This is a genomic window from Janthinobacterium sp. HH106 (assembly GCF_001758725.1).
Taxonomy (GTDB): Bacteria; Pseudomonadota; Gammaproteobacteria; order Burkholderiales; family Burkholderiaceae_D; genus Janthinobacterium.
Window position 1 is genome coordinate 58529 of record NZ_LRIC01000016.1, and the last position, 23256, is coordinate 81784.

Sequence of the window (23256 nt, forward strand, 5' to 3'; positions counted from 1 at the left end):
GCGCGATCAAAGGAGTAAACTTGGGTCTACCCTGCGGTGTTCGCGATTGCCATATATTCCTTGAACCATTTATGCGCATCGGTTGCGAATTTTGTTTGATGGGAGTGAGCGTCGCTCGTTCGACGAACCCGAAATTGAACTAACGTGACCACCTTGAACCGTTTGGTTCGGGATGCCGGCATAGCGGCACAGGCGGGGCCCAATTTGCAGTACAAAAAACGGTTGCAGCATCAGCATGCGCAGCCGTTTTTTTACGCCTGTCGCTTTTATTCTTTGACCTGGGGAATGTAATGAAACAGTACTGGCTGATGAAATCCGAACCCGATGAAGTGAGCATCGACGACCTGATGGCCGCGCCCGGGCACACCATGCCCTGGTTCGGCGTGCGCAACTACCAGGCGCGCAACTTCATGCGCGACGGCATGCAGGTCGGCGATGGCGTGCTGTTTTATCACTCGAGCTGCCCGCAGCCGGGCGTGGCGGGCGTGGCCGAAGTGGCCAGCGGCGCATATCCCGATCACAGCCAGTTTGAAGAGGGCGGCAAGTATTTCGATGCCAAGGCCACGCAGGAACAGCCGCGCTGGATCAGCGTCGACGTACGAGGCCTGAAGAAGACGGCGCTGTTGCCCCTGTCCGAGATGCGCCAGATGCCGGAGCTGGAAGACATGCTGCTGCTCAAGAAGGGCAGCCGGCTGTCCATCACGCCGGTAACGCCGGCGCAATGGAAAGTGATTACAAGCAGGTTACAGGCTTAAACTGTTCATCAGGCAGCGCGGGCCTTGGTGGGCGGCGTGCCCATCACCTGGCTTTTATACGCCCATACCAGCAGCGCGATGGCGCCGACGATCATGGGCAAGGACAGCATCTGGCCCGACGTGATCGGCACGCCCAGCCACACGACTTCCCAGTCCGGCGTGCGGAAGTATTCCGTGAAGAAGCGCGCGCAGCCGTACAGCAGGGTGAACATGGCGCCCACGGCCATGCGCGGGCGCTGCTTGCGCGCATACAGCCACAGGATGATGAACACCAAAATGCCGTCGACCAGCATCTGGTAGATCGGCGACGGGTGCACGGGATACGGAATGCCCGGCCATTGCATGGCCCACGGCAGGGTGTCCGGGGCGATGCGGCCCGGCAGTTCGGCATTGATGAAGTTGCCCAGGCGACCGGCCGCGTAGCCGAGCGGCACCAGCGGCGCGATGAAGTCAAGCACGTCGAACAGGTTGCGGCCCGCCTTGCGGCTCCACAGGTACATGGCCAGGATGACGCCGAGGAAGCCGCCATGGAAGGACATGCCGCCATGCCAGACCATGAAGATCTCGAGCGGATTGTGCAGGAAGTATTCGGGACGGTAGAACAGTACTTCGCCCAGGCGCCCGCCGATTACCACGCCCAGCATGCCGTAGAACAGCATGTCGTCGAGGTCTTCCTTCTTCCAGCCCAGCACGGCGATATGCGGCTGCTTGATGCGCACGCGGCCCAGGATAATGAACAGGGCAAAGGCCAGCACATACATCAGGCCGTACCAGTGCACGGCAAGCGGGCCGATCTGGATGGCTATCGGGTCGGGCATCGGGTGTATCAGCATGGGGTTTCTTTCTTTGTTTAAAGCCAAGGTTGCGTAGTATGGGGGCGCTGGCGGTTTTTTGCCTTAGCGGCCACTTAATTTAATCGGCGGCAGCGCTGATCTGCTTGTGCAGCAGCGCCAGGAAACCTTGCAGCACGGCGGACGGATTGTCGCGGCGCCAGGCCAGGCCAGTTTCCACCAGCGGCGTGGCGTCCTGCAGCGGCCTGTATTCTACGCCCGGGCGCATCAGATTCGATACCGATTGTGGCACAAGCGCGATGCCCATGCCAGCCGAGACGAGGCTGACGATGGTTTGCATCTGGATCGCTTCCTGGCCGATCTGCGGCGTGATGCCGGCCGCGCGGAACACGCCGAGGATGGCGTCGTGCAGGGCGGGCGAGATCGCGCGCGGAAAAATAATCAGGGGCAGGGGCGGCAGGTCGCGCAGGCGCACGGCGCCCGGCGTGTTCAGGATGGCGAGGCCGGACGGTGCGGCCAGCACCAGCGGCTCGGCCAGCACGGGCAGGTAATCGAGCGCCCCTTTCGCCTTCTCGGGCAGGGGCGGGATCAGCAGGCCCGCATCCGTGCGCCCGGCCAGCAGTTCATCGAGCTGCAAGTCGGAAGTGGCTTCCTGCAGCGCGATCTGCACCTGCGGATAGGCAGTTTGATACGCGCGCAGCAATGGCGGCAGCACGCTGTAGTCGGCCGAGGAGACAAAGGCCAGGCTCAGGCGGCCCGCCTCGCCCTGCGCGGCGCGCCGCACCAAGGCGGGCAAGTCTTGCGCCTGCGCCAGCAGCCGGCGCGCCTCGGGCAGCAGGGCCGTGCCGGCCGGCGTCAGCTGCACTTCGCGGCGCGTGCGCACGAACAGCGGTGCGCCCAGCTGTTCTTCCAGGGCCATGATGGTTTGCGACAGGGGCGGCTGCGTCATGTGCAGGCGCGCGGCGGCGCGGCCGAAGTGCAGCTCCTCGGCGACGGTGACGAAATAGCGCAACTGGCGCAGTTCAAGGTTCATATGCGTTTCCATGCAGATTGAATGCTGTGATATGTAAAACGACTCACAGGCACGTGCATCATATATTTGACAGTGGGGCGCGCGCAAGGCAATCTGGCGTACCCCCACTGCATGCAGGGTTTTGCTGGAAATCCGCGCAGTCAGGCATCAATCATCCTTGGAAGGACCCCATCATGCCGCAATACCGCTCCCGCACCACCACCCACGGCCGCAACATGGCTGGCGCCCGCGCCCTGTGGCGCGCCACCGGCATGAAGGATGGCGACTTCGACAAGCCGATCATCGCCGTCGTCAACTCGTTTACCCAGTTCGTGCCCGGTCACGTGCACCTGAAAGACCTGGGACAGATGGTGGCGCGCGAGATCGAGGCGGCCGGCGGCGTGGCCAAGGAGTTCAACACCATCGCCGTCGATGACGGCATCGCCATGGGCCACGGCGGCATGCTGTATTCGCTGCCGTCGCGCGACCTGATCGCCGATTCCGTCGAATACATGGTCAATGCCCACTGCGCCGACGCCATGGTCTGCATCTCGAACTGCGACAAGATCACGCCGGGCATGCTGATGGCCGCCATGCGCATCAATATCCCCGTCGTGTTTATTTCCGGCGGGCCGATGGAAGCGGGCAAGGTCGTCAAGGTGGTCAACGGCACGCAGAAGATCATCAAGCTGGACCTGGTCGACGCCATGATCAAGGCGGGCGACAGCACCGTCTCCGACGCCGACGTGGCCGAGATCGAACGTTCGGCCTGCCCCACCTGCGGTTCGTGTTCCGGCATGTTTACGGCCAACTCGATGAACTGTCTGACGGAAGCGCTGGGTCTGGCCCTGCCCGGCAACGGCACCATCCTGGCTACGCACTCGGACCGCCAGCAGCTGTTCCTGCGCGCGGGCCGTCTGATCGTGGAACTGGCCAAGCGCCATTACGAGCAGGACGATTACTCGGTGCTGCCCCGTTCCATCGCCACCAAGGCCGCGTTTGAAAACGCCATGGCGCTCGACGTCTCGATGGGCGGCTCGACCAATACCGTGCTGCACCTGCTGGCCGCCGCGCACGAGGCGGAAGTGGAATTCACGATGGCCGACATCGACCGCATTTCGCGCAAGGTGCCTTGCCTGTGCAAGGTGGCGCCGATGACGGACAAATACCATATCGAAGACGTGCACCGCGCCGGCGGCATCGTGGGCATTTTGGGCGAACTGGCGCGCGCCGGCCTGCTCAACACGACTTTGCCGACGATCCACGCGCCGACCCTGGCCGACGCCATCGCGCAAAACGACATCATGTGCACGGATAACCCCGCCGTGCATGAACTGTTCCGCGCCGCGCCGGGCGGCGTGCCGACGCAGACGGCGTTTTCGCAGTCGGAGCGCTTCGCGGCCGTCGACACGGACCGCAGCACGGGCTGCATCCGCGACAAGGCCCACGCGTATTCGCAGGATGGCGGCCTGGCCGTCTTGTACGGCAACCTTGCGGAAAAGGGCTGCATCGTCAAGACGGCGGGCGTCGACGAAAGCATTTTGAAATTCTCGGGCAAGGCGCGCGTGTTCGAAAGCCAGGATTCCGCTGTTGAAGCGATTTTGGCCGATACCGTGCATGAAGGCGACGTCGTCATCATCCGCTACGAAGGCCCGAAAGGCGGCCCCGGCATGCAGGAAATGCTGTATCCGACCTCGTACATCAAGTCCAAGGGCCTGGGCAAGGCGTGCGCGCTGTTCACGGACGGGCGCTTCTCGGGCGGCTCCTCGGGCCTGGTGATCGGCCACGCCTCGCCGGAAGCGGCCGAAGGCGGTGCCATCGGCCTGGTGGAAGAGGGCGATTTCATCGACATCGACATCCCCGAGCGCACCATCAACCTGCGCATCACGGCTGCCGAGCTGGCCGCGCGCCGCGCCGCCATGGAAGCGAAGGGCGACGCGGCCTGGCTGCCCGTCGACCGCGAGCGCTACGTGTCGCAGGCGCTGCAGGCGTATGCGGCGCTGACGACGTCGGCCGACCGGGGCGCCGTGCGGGATCTGTCGCAGCTGAAAAAACGCTGATCTGTTGCGTCAGTACGACGGCCGGCCCCGTTTGACGATGCGGGGCCGCCTGTCGTTACATCGCCTTACAAACAACATGGTCATGGGCGCGCAGATGGGGCAGAATAGCTATGCCTTCTGACGACATTGCGTGACTACATTGAAACGCTTGATCTGGGCTCGTGGTGCATCTGCGGAAACACAGTAAAATGCCGCAGGAAGTAACTTTGGAGAAAAGACAATGAAACGTTTTATGTTGGTGAGTGTATTGACCGTATCGGCTCTGGCATCGCAAGCAGCGTTGGCCAATCCGGACCTGGCGAAAGCAAAGAACTGCATGGCTTGCCATGCGGTGAGCACGAAACTGGTGGGCCCTGCGTTCAAGGACGTGGCTGCCAAGTACGCTGGTCAGAAAGACGCGGAAGCCAAGCTCGCGGCGAAAGTCATGAAGGGCGGTTCCGGCACCTGGGGCGCGATCCCGATGCCAGCCAATCCGCAAGTGAGCGATGCGGAAGCCCATACCCTGGTTAAATGGGTACTGGCACAGAAATAATCTGTGCCGCAGTACCTGCAATTAGCGCGCCGGCAATCCCGGCGCGTTTTTTTTGCCCGCTGCCTTATGCAGATTGCCCATGCCCTCCAGTGTCGCCCGCACCGCCTCGTCGAGCGGCGTATGCGGCTCCTGGCCCAGCACGGCCAGCAGCCGCGCATTGTCCATGGACAAGGGCGCTTGCCACAGATAGCGCATCTCGCGCATTTCGCGCAAGGTCGCCACGAACGGCGACGCCAGCGCCACCAGCCACCACGGAAAACGCCGGATGGCGGGCGCGGTTCCTGTCGCCTGTTCCACCACGCGGGCGATCGCCCCCGTCATTTGCCGGCCGTCGTGGTCCCAGTGGCCGGCCATGTGAAAGCGCGCAAACGCGGGCAAGGTGGCGCGTAAAGCCAGCAATTGCACCATCGTGCGCGCCACGTCGGGCAGGTAGGACCACTGGTGGCCCACGCCGGGCGCGCCCGGATACAGCACCTTGCGCACGCTCTGGCCCGGTTTCACCAGCCCCTGCGAAAACCAGTTGTTGCCGGCGCGGGGACCGAAGAAGTCGCCCGCGCGCACGATCAGCACGCGCGCGCCGTGCGTGCTGGCCCGTTCCAGCCGTGCTTCCAGTTCCACACGGATGGCGCCCTTGCGCGTGAGCGGACGTTGCGGCGCGTCTTCCGCCAGCACGGGAAAGGCGTCCGGGCCGAAGTTGTACACGGTGCCGGGCAGCACGATGGTGGCGCCTTCGGCCGTCGCCGCGGCAATCGTGTTGTCGAGCATGGGCAGCACCAGCTGGCCCCAGTTCCGGTAGCCGGGCGGGTTGACGGCGTGCACGATGACGGCGCAGCCTTTGGCGGCCGCCAGCACGTCAGTGCGCGACAGCGCGTCGCCGCGCAGCCACTCGATGTTATCTCGCCGTGGCGATGGCGTTTCTCCCCGCGTCAGGGCGCGCACCTGCCAGCCCGCCGTCAGTAGCTGGCGCACCATCTCGCCGCCGATGCCGCCTGTGGCGCCCAGTACCAATACTGTTTTCGTGTTCTCCATCATGACCTCCGTGTGGTTGATGGTGCCAGTATCTGCCGCGCTGGGCTAATTGGGAATTGACGAACATCGCGTACAAGCTATACATTTATGTATGACCAAGTTGACGCCATGAACCCATCCATTGCCTGGGAATACTACCGCACCTTGCTGGCCGTGCTGAAGCACGGTTCGCTCTCCGGCGCGGCCCGCGCGCTGGGCATCACGCAGCCCACCGCCGGCCGGCATATCGCGGCCCTCGAACAGGCGCTGGGCGCGACGCTGTTTACGCGCTCGCAGCAGGGCTTGCTGCCCACGGAAGTGGCGCTGGCGCTGCGTCCCCATGCGGAAACCATGGAGCACACTGCCGCCCTGATGGAGCGCGCGGCCAGCAGCCAGGGGCAGGGCGTGGCCGGCGTCGTGCGCATCGCGGCCAGCGAAGTGGTGGGCGTGGAAGTGCTGCCGCCCATCCTGGCCCGCTTGCGCGCGCGCCATCCGGGCCTGACCATTGAATTAGTATTAAGCAACAAGGTGCAGGATTTGCTGCGCCGCGAGGCGGACATTGCCGTGCGCATGCTGCGGCCGCGCCAGGAGCAGCTGGTGGCGCGCAAAGTGGGCGAGATCGAACTGGGCCTGCATGCGCACGCCGATTATCTGGCACGCCATGGCACGCCGGCGCGATTGCTTGATCTGGCGCAACACGCCGTCATCGGCTACGACGAGGCGAGTCCCTTCGTGCGCAACGCGGGCGCGGCCTTTCAGGGATTTACGCGGGACAGCTTTGCCTGGCGCAGCGACAGCGACCTGGCGCAGCTGGCATGGATACGGGCGGGCGCCGGCATCGGCGTGTGCCAGGCAGGGCTGGCAGCGCGCGATCCGGCCCTGCGGCGCGTGTTGCCGCAAGCGTTTTCGCTACCGATGGAAACCTGGGTCACCATGCATGAAGACTTGCGCGGCAGCCTGCGCTGCCGCGCCACCTTCGACGCGCTGGCCGAAGGTTTACTGGCTTACGTGGCCGGGCAGCCGCTTACTTGACCACTTCCATCTTGGTTTTCTTGCCATCCCGATACGTGAAGAGCGTCAGCGCGCCATCCTTGATGTCGCCGTTGGCGTCGAACGAGATCGGCCCCGTCACGCCCTGGTAGTGCACCTTGGCCAGATACGGCAGGTAGACGGACGGTTTCGACGATTTCGCATCCTGCATGGCGGTGGCCATGGTCATCACGGCATCGTAGACGTATGGCGCGTACAGCTGCACTTCCATATTGTATTTCTGCTTGTAGCGGGCGCGGAAATCGTCCATGCCTTTTTGCTGCGCGCCCGTCACGCCGCCCGCTTCCGCGCAGGTGACCATGTCTTCGCCGACGGCGTCGCCCGCCAGTTTGCCCAGCGGTTCCGTGCACAGGCCGTCGCCGCCCATGAACTTGGCCTTGATGCCCAGCGCCTTCATCTGGCGCAGCATGGGGCCGCCCACGGAATCCATGCCGCCAAAGAAGATCAGGTCGGGATTTTTCGACTTGATGCTGGTCAAAATGGCATTGAAGTCCGTCGCGTTGGCATTGGTAAATTCCTTGCCGACGATTTGCACGCCAGGTGCCGCCTTCTTGGCGCCCTTGACGAACTGTTCCGCCACGCCCTGGCCGTAGGCCGTGCGGTCGTCGATGACGGCGATTTTCTTCGCCTGCAGCTTGCCCACGGCATACGCGCCCAGGGTGCCCCCCAGCTTGTTGTCATTGGCCACGACGCGGAAGGCCGTGTTGAATTTTTGCTGGGTATAGGTCGGGTTGGTGGCGGCCGGCGAAATCTGCGGGATGCCCGCATTGAAGTAAATGCGCGAGGCGGGAATCGTCGTGCCCGAGTTCAGGTGGCCGACGACGCCGTTGACCTTGGCGTCGACCAGCTTTTGCGCCACGGCCGTGCCCTGCTTGGGATCGGCCGCGTCATCTTCGGGCACCAGCACGAATTTCACGGCTTTGCCGTCGATCTTGAAGCCTTTGGCGTTCAAATCCTCGATGGCCATCTTGGCCGCGTTCTCGTTATCCTTGCCCAGGTGGGAGCTGGCGCCAGAGACCGGGGCGACGTGGCCGATCTTGATGATTTCCTGCGCGCCCGCATGGCCGGCAAAGGCGAGGGCGAGGGCGAGAGGAAGGACTTTGGTCTTGAGCAGCATAAACATTCTCCAATGGATAAAGATACGGCGGCGTCTCGTGAAAACCGCTTCGAATGGCGGTACGTGTGAAGAAAGGTACAACAAAAAACAGGCGGCGCAAAGCCGCATTTCGGGCTTTTTACATTTTGTCGCAACAATCACCAAAGTGAGGCGCGATGCACCGATTTCGCAGGCGCGAGCGCACCAAAGAATGGCGTTGGAGGAAAGAATAGGGTAGGTCGGGCAGGTCGGGGTAGGTCGGGTTAGCGCGCAGCGCGTAACCCGACATTGCGCGGCATGCTCATAACCCAACGGCAAGGACGGGGAATGCCGGGGTCAGACCCGTCGGGTCTGACCCCAGATTTTTGTCGGTGATGAAATGGTCGCAACGACAGGTGTGTGCTTACTGAGCCGGCGGATGCAAATGCCCGAGCTCATGGCTGACCGCATGCGCGACGATCTGTTCCAGCGATTGCTGCAAGTCTTCGCGCAGGGCGCCGCGCATGCCGATCAGGGCGTTTTGCAGGGCCGTCTGCAGGACGTGGGCGATGCGCTCTTCCAGCAGATGGTCGATCTTGCCCTGCACCTGATGCAGGATGCGCTGCGTGAGCCGCTGTTCGATGGCGTCCCAGTCGGGCTGCGCCACCGTAGGCGGCAACGCCGGCGCTTCCTCGACGGCAGGCGCCGCTGCGGCGGGCGCGACGGCCTCGGCCACTTCCGGCCCCAGCAGCACCTCTGTCAACAGGGGGATGCCCTGGTCGAATGGCTGCTGGCTCATGTCTTCCCTGCCACGAAGTGGGTCGGCTGCACGTCTTGCTGTCGGTAGTGCAGGAAGCGCTGGCGGCCCGCCTGCGCATCCTGTTCATCCATGGAGACGATCTCGAAGACGCGCTGGAAATCGGCGTAATTGGCGGGCGGCAGCTGCGACAGGTTGACGAGGATGTCGTGGTGCGGCAGCTCGGCGGCCGCGTCATCGGTCAGGATGATGGGCGTTTGCGGGGCCAGCGGGTCGCCGGCCAGCACGTGCGGCAGGAAATCCGTGGCGGAAATGGTCCACATGGCGCTGTTCAAGGCGTCGAGCTGGGTGCCATCTTGCACCAGCACGACCACCTTGTTGCCGGCCATATACGCCTTGCGTGCCAGACGGCAGGCGTAGGCCAGCTTGTCCGGCACGTTGCTGTGAAAATCGACGCGGCTCATGACGGTCAAGCGGCCATGCCGCTGTGGCGCAGCAGGGCGTCGATGCTCGGTTCGCGGCCGCGGAAGGCCGTGAACGATTCCAGCGCGGGGCGCGAGCCGCCGACGGACAGGATTTCCTGCAGATAACGCTTGCCCGCCGCCGTGGTGGCGGCCGGTCCCAGCGCCCTGGCTTCCTCGAATGCCGCATAGGCGTCTGCGGACAGCACCTCGGCCCATTTGTAGCTGTAGTAGCCAGCCGCGTAGCCGCCGGAGAAGATATGCCCGAAGGAATTCTGGAAGCGGTTGAAGGCGGGCGGGATGATCAGCGCGAACTTGGCGCGCACGCCGTCGATCAGCTGCTGCACGCTCTGGCCCGTGCCGGCATCGTAGTCATAGTGCAGATGCATGTCGAGCAGGGAGAATTCCACCTGGCGCAGGGTTTGCAAGCCGGACTGGAAATTCTTGGCCGCCAGCATCTTGTCATACAGCGCGCGCGGCAGCGGCTCGCCCGTGACGGCATGCGCCGTCATGTGTTCGAGCACTTCCCATTCCCAGCAGAAATTTTCCATGAATTGCGACGGCAGTTCGACGGCATCCCATTCGACGCCGGCGATGCCCGACACGCCCAGTTCGTCGACGACGGTCAGCATATGGTGCAGGCCGTGGCCGAACTCGTGGAACAGGGTAATGACTTCATCGTGGGTGAACAATGCAGGCTGTGCCTGGCCATCGACCACGGCCGGTTCCGTGAAATTGCAGGTCAGGTAGGCGATCGGCGTCTGCACGTGCTGTGCGTCGGCGCGGCGGCCGCGCGCGTCGTCCATCCAGGCGCCGCCGCTCTTGCCGGCACGCGCATACAGGTCCAGGTAGAACTGGCCCACCAGCTGGCCGTCGCGCTCGATGCGGTAAAAACGCACGTCCGGGTGCCAGACGGGCGCCGTATCCAGTTTGATCTCGACCGCGAACAGGTTCTGGATCTGGCGGAACAGGCCGTCGATCACCTTGTGTTCAGGGAAATATTGTTTGACTTCCTGGGCCGAGAACGCGTAACGGCGCTCCTGCAGTTTTTCGGAGGCGTACGGCACGTCCCACGCCTGCAGTTCGGCGATGCCCAGTTCTTCGCGGGCGAATTGTTTCAGCTCGGCCAGGTCCTTCTCGGCGAACGGACGCGCGCGCTTGGCCAGGTCTTCCAGGAAGGCGATGACTTGCGCGGGCGAAGTGGCCATCTTGGAGACCAGCGACACTTCGGCGAAATTGGCGTAGCCGAGCAGTTTTGCCTCTTCGTTGCGCAGACGCAACAAGGTGACGATGTTCTGAGTATTGTCCCAGTCCTCTTTCTTGCTGAAGACGTCGCCCTGGTCCGATGCCTTGGTGGCGTTGGCGCGGTAGATGGTTTCGCGCAGCGCGCGCTTGTCGGCAAATTGCAGGATCGGGTAGTAGGACGGGAAGTGCAGCGAGAATTCATAGCCTTGCTTGCCGGCTTTGTCGGCGGCGGCACGCGCGGCGGCCTTCACGTCGTCGGGCAAGCCGGCCAGGTCGCTTTCGTTCTCGACCAGCAACTTGTAGTCATTGGTGGCGTCGAGCACGTTTTCGGAAAAACGCGTCGAGACGGCCGCGTGTTCTTCCTGGATGGCGCCGAAGCGCTCTTTCTTGTCCTCGGGCAACTCAGCGCCGCCCAGGCGGAAGTCGCGCACGGCATTCTCGACGATGCGCCGGCGCGCCGGCGACAGGCTGGCGAAATCGGCGCGGGCCTGCAATTGCTTGTATTTGCCGAAGAGGATTTCGTTCTGGCCCAGCTCGGTCAAGAACTCCGTCACCTTGGGCAGGTTGGCATTGTAGGCGGCGCGCAGTTCCGGCGTATCGACCACGCTATTTAAATGGTTGACGATGCTCCAGGCGCGGCCCAGGGTTTCGGCGATCTGGTCCTGGGGCGCGACGAAGTTGTCCCAGCTCACTTCTTCCATGGGCGCTTCCAGCTGCGCCACGGTGGCGCGCGCCTGTTCCAGGAGGGTATCGATGGCGGGCGTGACATGCTCGTGCGTGATCGCGTCGAAGCGTGGCAGGCCGGAAAAATCAAGCAGGGGATTGGTGTTCATCGTCGGTTCGTCCATTCTGTCTTCATATATGGAGCGCCTGAAAAATGTTCAAGGCCAGGCAACGCCGCCATGAGCATTGTCTCAGGTGCTCCTCTTAAATGCGCTCGGCGGCCTCTACCGTATTCATCAACAGCATCGTGATCGTCATCGGGCCCACGCCACCCGGTACTGGGGTGATGTGGGAGGCGATTTCTTTCACTCCGGCAAAATCCACGTCGCCGCACAGCTTGCCGTCATCGTCGCGGTTCATGCCCACGTCGATGACGATGGCGCCCGGCTTGACCATGTCGGCCGTCAGGGTGTTGCGGCGGCCGACGGCGGCCACGACCACGTCCGCCTGGCGCGTGTACAGGCCCAGGTCCGGGGTCGCACTATGGCAGATGGTGACGGTAGCGTTCGCTTGCAAGAGCAGCAGGGCCATCGGCTTGCCGACCGTGTTGCTGCGGCCGATGACGACGGCGTGCTTGCCGCGCAAGTCGACGCCCGTGCTTTCGATCAGTTTCATGCAGCCGTACGGCGTGCACGGGCGGAAGCCGGGCAAGCCCGTCATCAGTTCGCCGGCGCTCAGGACGGAATAGCCGTCCACGTCTTTCGTCGTGGCGATCGCTTCGATGACCTTGTGCGGGTTGATGTGCTTGGGCAAGGGCATTTGCACGAGGATGCCGTGGATGGCGGGATCGGCGTTCAGGCTGGCGATGCGTGCCAGCAAGTCGGCTTCCGACAGGTCCGCTTCATATTTTTCCAGCACCGAGTGGAAACCCACGTCGCCGCACGCCTTGACCTTGTTGCGGACGTACACCTGGCTGGCCGGGTCTTCGCCGACGAGGATCACGGCCAGGCCGGGCTGGGTGCCCTTGGCCGTGAGGGCGGCGGCGCGCGTGGCGATCTCGCTGCGCAGTTTTTGGGAGAGGGCGATTCCGTCGATCAGTTGTGCTGGCATGGTAGGGAGGCTGAGAGATGTGGGAGGGAAAAGACAGATTATAAAGCCGGGCGGCGCAAAGGGGCGGTTTTGGCTATGCAAAGGCGTAGCAGCAGCGGGCCGGAGACGCGGGCCTGAGAAAATGCCGATGGCGGCGTTGCAGCTCCTTGCCGTACTGGCGTACTGTCTGCGTCGCCGCGCCTTGCCCTCGACATTTTTCAGGCCCGCTTGGCCCGGTATGCCTGTGCGGACGACTGGGGCGTTAATGCGTTTTGCTGGTGTGCTGGTGGCCTAGGGAGCGCAAGGGCCTGCGGTTCTTTTGGCGCCGTTTTTGGCACTTTGATCACCCTAATTTCCGGACAGAATTTGCGGCAGTGCAGCATAAATTTCATAGGGTGATTTCATGATATGAAATGCTATATCGTAATTTGAAAAATACTAAATACGCTGTTAGAATCCCCACACTAAACCGACTTAATAGTAAATAATCAGCGAAATACCGTCCGACAGCGATCCGGAAAATCGGGGTGGGGCGTTCACAAAGGAGACTCAACAGATGTCAGCTCAACTGAACCAGGTAACGACACAGATCGGCACCGACCCGGATATGCAGGAAACCAAGGAGTGGCTGGACGCGCTCGAAGCCGTGCTGGAAAATGAAGGTCCGGAACGCGCGCATTACCTGATGGAGCGCATGGTTGACCTGGCCCGCCGCCGCGGCGCCCAGATCCCGTTCTCCAGCACCACCGCCTACGTCAATACTATCCCCACCAAACAAGAAGCACACTGCCCCGGCAACCTGGAATACGAAGAGCGCCTGCGTTCGTGGATGCGCTGGAACGCCATGGCCATGGTCGTCAAGGCCAACCGCGCCGACGGCGACCTGGGCGGCCACTTGTCCTCGTTCGCGTCGCTGGCGAACATGCTGGGCATCGGTTTCAACCACTTCTGGCACGCGCCGACGGCCGACCACGGCGGCGACCTGCTGTACATCCAGGGCCACTCCTCGCCCGGCGTCTACGCGCGCGCCTTCCTCGAAGGCCGCTTGACGGAAGAGCAAATGCTGAACTTCCGCAAGGAAGTCGACGGCAAGGGCCTGTCCTCGTACCCGCATCCGAAGCTGATGCCTGACTTCTGGCAGTTCCCGACCGTGTCGATGGGCCTGGGCCCGCACATGGCGATCTACCAGGCGCGCTTCCTGAAATACCTGCACGCACGCGGCATCGCCAAGACCGACAACCGCAAGATCTGGGCCTTCTGCGGCGATGGCGAGATGGACGAGCCGGAATCCCTGGGCGCGATCGGCCTGGCCGCACGCGACATGCTCGACAACCTGGTCATCGTGGTCAACTGCAACCTGCAGCGCCTGGACGGTCCCGTGCGCGGTAACACCAAGATCATCCAGGAACTGGAAGGCGAATTCCGTGGCGCGGGCTGGAACGTCGTCAAGGTCATCTGGGGCCCGGGCTGGGACGCCCTGCTGGCGCAAGATAAAGAAGGCATCCTGCAGCGCGTGATGATGGAAACCGTCGACGGCGAATACCAGAACTACAAGGCGAAAGACGGCGCCTACGTGCGCAAGCACTTCTTCGGCAAGCATCCGAAGCTGCTGGAAATGGTTGCCAACATGACGGACGACGACATCTGGCGCCTGACCCGTGGCGGCCACGATCCGCACAAGATCTACGCGGCCTTCAAGATCGCCCAGGAACACAAGGGCCAGCCGACCGTCCTGCTGGTAAAAACCATCAAGGGCTACGGCATGGGCAAGTCGGGCGAAGCGCGCAACACGGCGCACCAGACGAAAAAACTGGACGACGAAGCCATTCGCGAAATGCGCGACCGCTTCTCGCTGCCTATCCCTGACGACAAGCTGGCCGACATCCCGTTCTTCAAGCCTGCCGACGATGCGCCGGAAATGGTCTACCTGCACGAGCGCCGCAAGGCCCTGGGCGGCTACCTGCCGCAGCGCCGCCAGAAGTCGGAAGAAACCCTGCCCGTGCCTGGCCTGGACGCGTTCAAGAACGTGCTGGAAGCGACGCCGGAAGGCCGCGAAATCTCGACCACGCAAGCGTTCGTGCGCGTCATTTCGACCCTGCTGAAAGACCCGAACCTGGGCCAGCGCGTCGTGCCTATCCTGGTCGATGAATCGCGTACCTTCGGCATGGAAGGCCTGTTCCGCCAGATCGGCATCTACAATCCGAAAGGCCAGTTGTACGAGCCGGTCGACAAGGACCAGGTCATGTACTACCGCGAAGACAAGGCCGGCCAGATCCTGCAAGAGGGCATCAATGAAGCGGGCGGCATGAGCTCGTGGATCGCCGCGGCTACGTCGTATTCGACCAACGACCGCATCATGATCCCGTTCTACACCTTCTACTCGATGTTCGGCTTCCAGCGCATCGGCGACCAGGTATGGGCTTCGGCCGACATGCGCGCCCGTGGCTTCCTGATGGGCGGCACGGCCGGCCGCACGACGCTGAACGGCGAAGGCTTGCAGCACGAAGATGGCCACAGCCATATCTTCGCCGCGACCATCCCGACCTGCATGCCGTACGACCCGACCTTCAGCCATGAAGTCGCCGTCATCATCCAGGACGGCCTGCGCCGCATGATCGCCAACCAGGAAGATGTGTTCTACTACATCACGATCATGAACGAGAACTACGCCCAGCCAGGCATCAAGCCGGGCCAGGAAGAAGGCATCCTGAAAGGCATGTACAAGCTGCAGGAAGGCAAGGCTGACGCCAAGCTGCGCGTACAGCTGATCGGTTGCGGCACGATTCTGCGCGAATCGATCTTCGCCGCCGAATTGCTGGAAAACGACTGGGGCGTGGCCGCGGACGTATGGTCGGCGCCGTCGCTGACCCTGGTGGCCCGCGATGGCCAGGATGCGGAACGCTGGAACATGGTCAACCCGTCGAAACAGCAGCGCGTGCCGTACGTGACGTCGCTGATGCAGGACACGGATGGCCCTATCGTTGCCACGACCGACTACATGCGCGCATTTGCAGAACAGATCCGCGCCTTCATGCCGAAGGGCCGCACCTACAAAGTGCTCGGTACCGATGGCTTTGGCCGCTCGGACAGCCGCGCCAAGCTGCGCGAGTTCTTCGAAGTGAACCGTTATTATGTCACCGTGGCCGCGCTCAAATCGCTGGCTGACGAAGGCAAGATCGACGTGTCGGTGGTGGAGCAGGCGATCGCCAAGTACGGCATCGACGCGAACAAACCGAATCCGGTGACCCAGTAATCGTTGTGCGGACCCGATGATGCCAGGGCGGTGCGAAAGTGCCGCCCTGGCGTGTGTGCGGGTCCATCTGACAAATAAAATAACGGAGCAAGCTATGAGCATTGTGGAAGTCAAAGTCCCGGATATCGGCGATTTCAAGGAAGTCGAGATCATTGAACTGATGGTCAAGCCAGGCGACACGGTCAAGGTCGACCAGTCGCTCATTACCGTCGAATCGGACAAGGCCAGCATGGAAATCCCATCGAGCCACGCCGGTGTCGTCAAGGAATTGAAAGTCAACGTGGGCGACAAGATCGCCGAAGGTTCGCTGGTCCTGCTGCTGGAAGTGGCGGACGACGCCTCGGCCCCTGCGCCAGCTGCTGCCGCTGCCGCCCCGGCACCTGCCGCTGAAGCCGCCCCCGCCGCCGCTCCTGCGGCCGCGCCAGCGCCTGCCGCCCCTGCCGGCGCGCCGGCCCTGGTCGACGTGACCGTGCCCGATATCGGCGACTTCAAGGAAGTCGAAGTCATCGAACTGATGGTCAAGGTCGGCGACACGATCAAGGTCGACCAGTCGCTGCTGACGGTCGAATCGGACAAGGCCAGCATGGAAATTCCATCGAGCCACGCCGGTGTCGTCAAGGAATTGAAAGTCAAGGTCGGCGACAAGGTTGCCAAGGGTAGCTTGGTGCTGGTGGTGGAAACGACCGGTGGTGCTGCCGCTCCAGCAGCAGCCCCTGCCGCCGCGCCTGCACCGGCCGCGCAAGCTGCCGCCGCACCTGCCGCCGCCGTCGCTTCGGCGCCGGTCGCTGCTGCTCCTGCCGCTCCAGCCGCCGCACCTGCCGTGAACGGCAAGCTGGCGCACGCGTCGCCATCGATCCGCAAGTTCGCGCGCGAACTGGGCGTGGAACTGGCGCTGGTCGGCGGTTCCGGTCCGAAGGGCCGCATCACCCAGGAAGACGTGCAGAACTTCGTCAAGGGCGTGATGTCGGGCGCCGTTGCCGCACCAAATGCTCCAGCCGCTGCCAAAGGCGGTTCCGGCGTGGGCCTGGATCTGCTGCCATGGCCGTCGCTGGACTTCAGCAAGTTCGGCACGACCGAATTGCTGCCGCTGTCGCGCATCAAGAAAATCTCGGGTCCGAACCTGCACCGCAACTGGGTCATGATCCCGCACGTCACGCAGTTCGACGAAGCGGACGTGACGGATCTGGAAGCGTTCCGCGTCGACACCAACGCGGCCAATGCGAAGAACAAGGATGCGGCCAAGCTGACCATGCTCGCCTTTGTGATCAAGGCATCCGTCGCCGCGCTGAAGAAATTCCCCGCGTTTAACGCCTCGCTCGACGCCAAGGGCGAGAACCTGATCCTCAAGCAGTACTACAACATCGGCTTCGCTGCCGACACGCCGAACGGCCTGGTGGTACCCGTGATCAAGGGCGCGGACCAGAAGTCGGTCTCGCAAATCGCCCGCGAAATGACGGAACTGTCGCTGCAGGCGCGCGAAGGCAAGCTGAAACCGGCCGACATGCAGGGCGCCAGCTTCACGATTTCGTCCCTGGGCGGCATCGGCGGCACGCACTTCACGCCTATCGTCAATGCGCCGGAAGTGGCCATTCTGGGTCTGTCGAAAGCCTCGATCAAGCCGGTATGGGATGGCAAGGCCTTCCAGCCGCGTTTGATGATGGGCACCTCGCTGTCCTACGACCACCGCGTGGTCGATGGCGCGATGGGCGCGCGATTCTCCGTGTACCTCGGCGAAGTCCTGGCCGACATGCGCAAAATTCTGCTGTAAGGAGCGATTGATGAGCACAGTAGAGGTAAAAGTACCGAATATCGGCGACTTCAAGGAAGTCGAAGTCATCGAACTGATGGTCAAGGTGGGCGACACCATCAAGGTGGACCAGTCCCTGATCACGGTCGAATCGGACAAGGCCAGCATGGAGATTCCATCGACCCACGCGGGCGTCGTCAAGGAAGTCAAGGTCAAGGTCGGCGACAAGATCGCCGAAGGCAGCGCGTTGCTGGTGGTGGAAGCGGCTGAAGGTGCGGCCGCTGCTTTAGCAACGGCGCCGGCAGCAGCTCCTGCACCAGCGGCGGCTCCTGCTGCCGCCCCTGCGGCGGCACCAGTTGCCGCCGCCATCCCGGCCGGCAATTACAGCGGCCAGGTCGACATCGACGTCGACATGATGGTGCTCGGCGGCGGTCCTGGCGGCTATTCGGCGGCGTTCCGCGCGGCCGACCTGGGCATGTCGACGGTCATCGTCGAGCGCTACGCCACCCTGGGCGGCGTGTGCCTGAACGTGGGCTGCATCCCGTCCAAGGCGCTGCTGCACGTCGCATCCGTCATCGACGAAACGGCGCACATGTCCAACACGGGCGTGACGTTCGCCAAGCCGACGATCGACATCGACCAGGTACGCAAGTACAAGGAAGGCGTGATCTCGAACATGACGGGCGGCCTGGCCGGCATGGCCAAGGCGCGCAAGACGCAGGTCGTCACCGGCGTGGGCCAGTTCCTCTCCGCGAACCACATCGAAGTGACGGCAGGCGACGGTTCTAAAAAAGTCGTGCAGTTCAAGCAGGCCATCATCGCCGCCGGTTCGTCCGTGGTGAAGCTGCCGTTCGTGCCGGAAGACCCGCGTATCGTCGATTCGACGGGTGCGCTGGAATTGCGCCAGATCCCGAAACGCATGCTGGTCATCGGCGGCGGCATCATCGGCCTGGAAATGGCGACCGTTTATTCGACCTTCGGCGCGCGCATCGACGTGGTCGAAATGATGGATGGCCTGATGCAGGGCGCGGACCGCGACGCCGTCAAGGTGTGGCAGAAGTTCAACGAGAAGCGCTTCGACAACATCATGACCAAGACCAAGACGGTCGCCGTTGAGGCGTTGCCGGAAGGCATCAAGGTCACGTTCGAAGCGGCTGAAGCGGGTGCCACGGCACCGGCACCGCAAGTCTACGACCTGGTGCTCGTCGCCGTGGGCCGCAGCCCGAACGGCAAGAAGATCGCTGCCGACAAGGCCGGCGTGAACGTCACCGACCGCGGCTTCATCGAAGTCGACAGCCAGATGCGCACCAACGTGCCGAACATCTTCGCCATCGGCGACTTGGTGGGCCAGCCGATGCTGGCGCACAAGGCCGTGCATGAAGCCCACGTGGCCGCCGAAGCAGCTTCCGGCCAGAAGTCGCACTTCGACGTCAAGGTGATCCCGTCGGTCGCCTACACCGACCCGGAAGTGGCATGGGCCGGCATCACGGAAGACGAAGCGAAAGCCAAGGGCATCAAGGTCGAGAAGGGCCACTTCCCGTGGGCCGCTTCCGGCCGCGCCGTGGCCAACGGCCGTGCCGAAGGCTTCACCAAGCTGCTGTTCGATGCGGAAACGCACCGCATCATCGGCGGCACCATCGTCGGCACGCATGCGGGCGACATGATCGGCGAAATCGCGCTGGCCATCGAAATGGGTTGCGACGGCACCGACATCGGCAAGACCATCCACCCGCACCCGACCCTGGGCGAATCGATTGGTATGGCAGCCGAAGTGTACGAAGGCGTGTGCACGGACTTGCCGCCGCCGCGCAAGCGCTGATGTTGTAGCGTTGTGACACTAAAAACCCCGCAAGCGATTGCGGGGTTTTTTATTGTCCAGATACGATTAAATACTTCACCGTTGGCAGCATCGTCGGCACGCATGTGGGCGACAGGTGAAAAATGAAGCGGCGAAATCGCGCTGACCATCGAAATGGGTTGCGACGGCACCGACATCGGCAAGACCATCCACCCGCACCCGACCCCGGGCGAGTCGATCGGCATGGCAGCCGAAGTGTACGAAAGCGTGTGCACGGACTTGCCGCCGCCGCGCAAGCGCTGATAAAAAATTAACTTTCAGTACAAAAAACCGGGATGTGTTCCCGACTTTTTTTATTTCCCTTGACCTTCAGCAGGGTAAAACGTGGCGCGGCAGCACCATGTGAAAATTGGTGAGTATTGCCGTATGGAAAAAATGGCAGAATGGCGGTCTGTAACCATGTTTTGCTTCTATGGACGCGTGCGATTTTTCCAGCAATGTTGCCAGCATGGGAGTCGGTCAAGTTCCGCTGTACCAGGAGCCTGTCCCAGCAGATGTATACATCCCTTGCTGGCGCCCCTCGGAAGCGTGGAGTCGTCGCGTGGCTCGCTACGCATCCTCCTCACGCCTTGTCAGCGCTCCTGATGAACTGCCAGCAGAAGACGCTCCTTATTGGGATAGGCTCTAAGAAAGTTTTGCAACGATGAGAAAATTTACCGCCCTTCATATCGCCGATGTCCGTTTGCGCCGGGCTGATGAGCAAGAGCAAGCCGTGATGCTGCATGCCTTGTACCAGGATGTGGCCGCTATCCTGGCGGCGGGCAAGAGGATCGATGCGATTTTCTTCACGGGCCAGCTGGTGGCGCCGGACGCCTGTGCCGGCACGACACCCGTGTACGTCTACGAATACTTCCTGCGCCCCTTGCTGCAGGCGGCCAGCTTGCCCGGTGCGCGTTTCTACCTGGTGCCGGGCAGCCGCGCGCAGGGTGTCGCCGCGGCGGCGCTGGGCAATGCCGGCTTCAGCTTTTTCTCTGCCGACGAGCACGCCAGTGCGGAGCAGCGCGCGCACTACAAGAATATCCACGCCGTGTTCCATGGCCACCAGCATACGGGCGATGCCAGCTCGCTGATGAAGTCGCTGGGCATTCTGTTCAAGAGCAATCCAGGCAGCCTGTACGGTGCGAATGGCCAGATGGCGGCATTTTCCGTGCTCGAGTTCGCCACGGGAGAGGCGGATGGCGGCGGGGCAGGCGCGCAGTGGACGGTGTCGCTGCGCGAGTTCGATGACGTGAGCAAGAGCTTCGCCCTGTCGGTGCTGTACACGCCGAATGGCCAGGAAACGGGGCAGGTGGATGCCGAGTATGTGTTTGCCACCTTGCTGCCGCAGCTGGCGGGCGATCGCGCCTATCTCGATGGCTTGCTGGGCAAGGCGGGCGCGCAACGGCGCGAGGACGCCGGCGTCGCTGCCGATGCGCGCGAATTCCTCATCGAGCTGGCGTTCGTGATGTTCGAAGCCAAGAGCGTGTTCCTCAGCGAGGTGGAGCTCGAGCGTTTTGTCAGCGACTATTGCGGCGTGAAGGGCTGGAGCATGGCGGCCGGGGACTGGCTGGCACCGCTGTATGCGCATGGCTTGCTGCTGTGTGCTGATGGCCAGGTGGCGTTTTCCTTCGATTACTTCCGCACGTATTTCCTGGCACAACGCTTTGAAACCTCGTTCGACCTGATGCGCTACGGCCCGGACCGCTACGATGGAAGTGAGTCTTCACTCAGCGTTGATGGCGTGTCGGCGGCCCAGCCTTTCCTGCGTGCGCTGGGCTTGAACGATGAACAGGTCGAAGCGGCGCTGCCGGAAGACTGCAGCCGCCCTGGCTGACTTCCGGGGCCAGCCGTGCCGCGTCAGTCCGCCAGCGGCTGGCGCAGGGTGCCGCGCAGGAACAGGTCCAGGCTGAGTGCAACCTTGGTGCGCAGCTGTGCGACATCCGGCTGCGCCTGTGGCGGGAATAGCAGGCGCGACATCTGGTCGCCCAGCAGGCAATTGAGCAGGTGCAGCGCCAGCATGGATGGCGTCAGCTCTGCGCGAAACAGGGGCGCGATGTCGGGGCGGCTGAAAAACTTGGTCAGCATCTCGCGCGTCTGTCCCGGTCCCACCTTGTAAAACGTTTCCGCCAGTTCCGGGTGCGTGGCCGCTTCGGCCACCACCATGCGATTGAGGCGGATCGCCGCCGGCATGGTGACCAGTTGCACGAACAGCAGGCCGAACTCGCTCAAAATGGCGGGCAGGGGCCGCATATCCGTTTCCAGCGCCGGCATGGTCGAGAAGTAGGCGGCGCGGCGCAATTCCACCACGGCATTGAACAAGCCCGACTTGCCGCCAAATTTCACGTAAATCGTGCGCACGGCCACATGGGCTTCGCGGGCGATCATTTCCAGGCTGACCTTCCCATACCCTTTTTCCAGAAACAGGCAGCCGGCCGTGTGCAGCAGGTTTTCCATGCGCGCTTCCATGTCGGCCGCGCGCGGGCGGCCGGCTGGCTTGCCGCAGCAGGAAAGCTCCTGAGCGGCGGCGTCGGATGCTGTATCGGTAGGCAAGGTATCGCTGAGGCCGGGATCGGACATGGTCTGGGTCTCTTTATAAGGTGGAAGGTAAGTGATGGCTCACACTGTAGTGCAAATTAAAATGAAATGCAATCGTTTCATTTCTTGACTTTGCCTTTTCTTTGCCCAATAATGAACCTATATCATTTCATTTTCGGAGCGAGTATGTCCAACCAGCCAGGCCAAGCAGAGCACAAGGTGCTGAGCGCCGTCCCACCCGCGGCCCCTGCCGCACCTTCCACGCCCGCCGCTTCCGCCAGCTCCGCACCACCGAATAACCGTGTGAAAATCATCGCCGGCCTGATCGTCCTCGTGGCGCTGGGCGCCGGCGCGCGCATGTGGTACCGCAGCCACTATTTCGTGGAAACGGAAAACGCCTATGTGGCCGGCCACGTGCATCCCGTCTCGGCGCGCATTTCCGGCGTCGTTACCAAGGTCTTCATCGACGACAATCAAATCGTGAAAGAGGGCGACGTGATCGCCGAACTCGACCCGTTCGACCAGCGCGTGAAAACCGAGCAGATCGCCGCGCAGATCGCCAGCGCCGAGCAGCAAGTGCTGCAAGCGGACGCGCAGATCGCCCAGGTGCAGGCGCAAGCGAGTGCCGCCCAGGCGCAAGTGGCGCAAGCCGATGCGCAATTGCTGCGCGCGAAACAGGATGCGGACCGTTATGGCCAGCTGTACACGAGCCAGATGAAAGCCGTCTCGAAGGCGGAACTCGACGCGGCCAACGCGGCCCGCTCGAGTGCCGTGGCCGACCTGGCCGCCCGCCGCGACAGCGCCTCGGCCGCCAAGTCGCAGATCGGTGCGGCGCAAGCTGCGCGCGACGTGGCCAAGGCACAAGTGGCCGTGCTGCGCGTGCAATTGAAGGACGCGGAACAGCAGCTGCAATACAACCGCATCCTGGCGCCCGTCGCCGGCCGCATCGGCAAGCGCAACGTGGAAACGGGCATGCGCGTGCAGCCTGGCCAGCAATTGACGGCCATCGTGCAGGACAACGTCTGGGTCACCGCCAACTTCAAGGAAACCCAGCTGGCCGACCTGCACCGCGGCCAGAGCGTGCACGTGACCATCGACGCCATGCCGGGCAAGAAACTCGTGGGCACCGTGGACAGCTTCGCCCCTGCCTCGGGCGCGCAATTCGCCCTGCTGCCGGCCGATAACGCCACCGGCAACTTCACCAAGATCGTCCAGCGCGTGCCCGTGAAAATCGTCTTCCAGCCGGAAGACATCAAGGCCATGAATGGCCGCCTGGTGCCGGGCATGTCGGTGATCGCCGAAGTGGAAGTGAACCAGCCCGCGTCTGACAAGGCCGAGGCCCCGCGCCACGCCGCCGCTCCTGCCGCACAGACCACCGCCCGCTAA

20 protein-coding genes and 1 other RNA gene are annotated in these 23256 nt (G+C 63.0%); 11 read left to right on the forward strand and 10 right to left on the reverse strand.

The window, feature by feature from the left end:
* Window positions 1-25 precede the first annotated feature (25 nt).
* Together ssrS and JAB8_RS08650 are read left to right on the forward strand one after the other, a co-directional pair.
* A non-coding RNA gene (gene ssrS / locus JAB8_RS08645) (6S RNA) lies at window positions 26-203 on the forward strand.
* Between the two features lie 87 nt (window positions 204-290).
* Window positions 291-755, forward strand: a complete 465-nt coding sequence (locus JAB8_RS08650) for an EVE domain-containing protein (RefSeq protein WP_070289203.1) — start codon at window positions 291-293, stop codon at window positions 753-755.
* A gap of 8 nt (window positions 756-763) precedes the next feature.
* Here JAB8_RS08650 and lgt read toward each other — a convergent pair whose 3' ends face one another.
* Together lgt and JAB8_RS08660 are read right to left on the reverse strand one after the other, a co-directional pair.
* A complete protein-coding gene (gene lgt, locus JAB8_RS08655) occupies window positions 764-1588 on the reverse strand; it encodes a prolipoprotein diacylglyceryl transferase (protein WP_070221902.1) in 825 nt (274 codons plus the stop codon).
* 79 nt (window positions 1589-1667) lie between these two features.
* Window positions 1668-2579: a LysR family transcriptional regulator gene (locus JAB8_RS08660; protein ID WP_070289204.1), complete on the reverse strand. Its 912-nt coding sequence runs from the start codon at window positions 2577-2579 to the stop codon at window positions 1668-1670.
* Window positions 2580-2752: 173 nt separating this feature from the next.
* On the opposite strand from JAB8_RS08660, the gene ilvD reads away from it, so the two are divergent.
* Both ilvD and JAB8_RS08670 read left to right on the forward strand, forming a co-directional pair.
* Complete coding sequence (ilvD, locus tag JAB8_RS08665; protein ID WP_070221904.1) at window positions 2753-4618, forward strand: dihydroxy-acid dehydratase; 1866 nt, start codon at window positions 2753-2755, stop codon at window positions 4616-4618.
* 220 nt (window positions 4619-4838) lie between these two features.
* Window positions 4839-5150 (forward strand): c-type cytochrome, encoded by a 312-nt coding sequence (locus JAB8_RS08670; RefSeq protein ID WP_070221905.1) that lies wholly within the window; start codon window positions 4839-4841, stop codon window positions 5148-5150.
* Between the two features lie 21 nt (window positions 5151-5171).
* Here JAB8_RS08670 and JAB8_RS08675 read toward each other — a convergent pair whose 3' ends face one another.
* Window positions 5172-6179 (reverse strand): NAD(P)H-binding protein, encoded by a 1008-nt coding sequence (locus JAB8_RS08675; protein ID WP_070289264.1) that lies wholly within the window; start codon window positions 6177-6179, stop codon window positions 5172-5174.
* A 108-nt stretch (window positions 6180-6287) separates the two neighbouring features.
* Here JAB8_RS08675 and JAB8_RS08680 point away from each other — a divergent pair, with 108 nt between their 5' ends.
* A complete protein-coding gene (locus tag JAB8_RS08680; protein ID WP_070289265.1) occupies window positions 6288-7190 on the forward strand; it encodes a LysR family transcriptional regulator in 903 nt (300 codons plus the stop codon).
* Here the strand turns inward: JAB8_RS08680 and JAB8_RS08685 are convergent.
* The 5 genes from JAB8_RS08685 to folD form a co-directional block, all read right to left on the reverse strand.
* Window positions 7183-8325, reverse strand: a complete 1143-nt coding sequence (locus JAB8_RS08685; RefSeq protein ID WP_070289205.1) for a branched-chain amino acid ABC transporter substrate-binding protein — start codon at window positions 8323-8325, stop codon at window positions 7183-7185. The genes JAB8_RS08680 and JAB8_RS08685 overlap by 8 nt on opposite strands.
* A gap of 382 nt (window positions 8326-8707) precedes the next feature.
* Window positions 8708-9082: a hypothetical protein gene (locus JAB8_RS08690; RefSeq protein WP_070289206.1), complete on the reverse strand. Its 375-nt coding sequence runs from the start codon at window positions 9080-9082 to the stop codon at window positions 8708-8710.
* A complete protein-coding gene (locus tag JAB8_RS08695) occupies window positions 9079-9504 on the reverse strand; it encodes a DNA polymerase III subunit chi (protein ID WP_070289207.1) in 426 nt (141 codons plus the stop codon). The genes JAB8_RS08690 and JAB8_RS08695 overlap by 4 nt, the downstream gene beginning before the upstream one ends.
* Window positions 9505-9509: 5 nt before the next feature.
* Window positions 9510-11579, reverse strand: coding sequence for a M3 family metallopeptidase (locus JAB8_RS08700; RefSeq protein ID WP_070289266.1), 2070 nt, complete (start codon window positions 11577-11579; stop codon window positions 9510-9512).
* Between the two features lie 94 nt (window positions 11580-11673).
* A complete protein-coding gene (folD, locus tag JAB8_RS08705) occupies window positions 11674-12519 on the reverse strand; it encodes a bifunctional methylenetetrahydrofolate dehydrogenase/methenyltetrahydrofolate cyclohydrolase FolD (RefSeq protein WP_070221908.1) in 846 nt (281 codons plus the stop codon).
* 535 nt (window positions 12520-13054) lie between these two features.
* Here folD and aceE point away from each other — a divergent pair.
* From aceE to JAB8_RS30125, 4 genes are all read left to right on the forward strand, one after another.
* Entirely contained in the window at window positions 13055-15751 is a 2697-nt protein-coding gene (aceE, locus tag JAB8_RS08710) for a pyruvate dehydrogenase (acetyl-transferring), homodimeric type (protein WP_070289208.1), read from the forward strand.
* A gap of 94 nt (window positions 15752-15845) precedes the next feature.
* On the forward strand, window positions 15846-17519 hold the full coding sequence (gene aceF, locus JAB8_RS08715) for a dihydrolipoyllysine-residue acetyltransferase (protein WP_070289209.1): 1674 nt from the start codon (window positions 15846-15848) through the stop codon (window positions 17517-17519).
* Window positions 17520-17529: 10 nt separating this feature from the next.
* The gene (gene lpdA / locus JAB8_RS08720) at window positions 17530-19317 is read left to right on the forward strand and encodes a dihydrolipoyl dehydrogenase (protein WP_070289210.1); all 1788 of its coding nucleotides are present in this window, start codon (window positions 17530-17532) and stop codon (window positions 19315-19317) included.
* A gap of 153 nt (window positions 19318-19470) precedes the next feature.
* Entirely contained in the window at window positions 19471-19599 is a 129-nt protein-coding gene (locus JAB8_RS30125) for a hypothetical protein (protein WP_275528098.1), read from the forward strand.
* Between the two features lie 7 nt (window positions 19600-19606).
* Here the strand turns inward: JAB8_RS30125 and JAB8_RS28935 are convergent, their stop codons facing one another.
* The gene (locus tag JAB8_RS28935) at window positions 19607-19819 is read right to left on the reverse strand and encodes a hypothetical protein (protein ID WP_139142974.1); all 213 of its coding nucleotides are present in this window, start codon (window positions 19817-19819) and stop codon (window positions 19607-19609) included.
* Window positions 19820-19999: 180 nt separating this feature from the next.
* On the opposite strand from JAB8_RS28935, the gene JAB8_RS08725 reads away from it, so the two are divergent.
* Window positions 20000-21169, forward strand: a complete 1170-nt coding sequence (locus JAB8_RS08725) for a hypothetical protein (protein WP_139142975.1) — start codon at window positions 20000-20002, stop codon at window positions 21167-21169.
* A gap of 23 nt (window positions 21170-21192) precedes the next feature.
* On the opposite strand, the gene JAB8_RS08730 is transcribed toward JAB8_RS08725, so the two are convergent.
* The gene (locus JAB8_RS08730) at window positions 21193-21912 is read right to left on the reverse strand and encodes a TetR/AcrR family transcriptional regulator (protein ID WP_070223740.1); all 720 of its coding nucleotides are present in this window, start codon (window positions 21910-21912) and stop codon (window positions 21193-21195) included.
* Between the two features lie 144 nt (window positions 21913-22056).
* Between JAB8_RS08730 and JAB8_RS08735 the strand changes: the two genes are divergently transcribed.
* Window positions 22057-23256: an HlyD family secretion protein gene (locus JAB8_RS08735; protein WP_070223739.1), complete on the forward strand. Its 1200-nt coding sequence runs from the start codon at window positions 22057-22059 to the stop codon at window positions 23254-23256.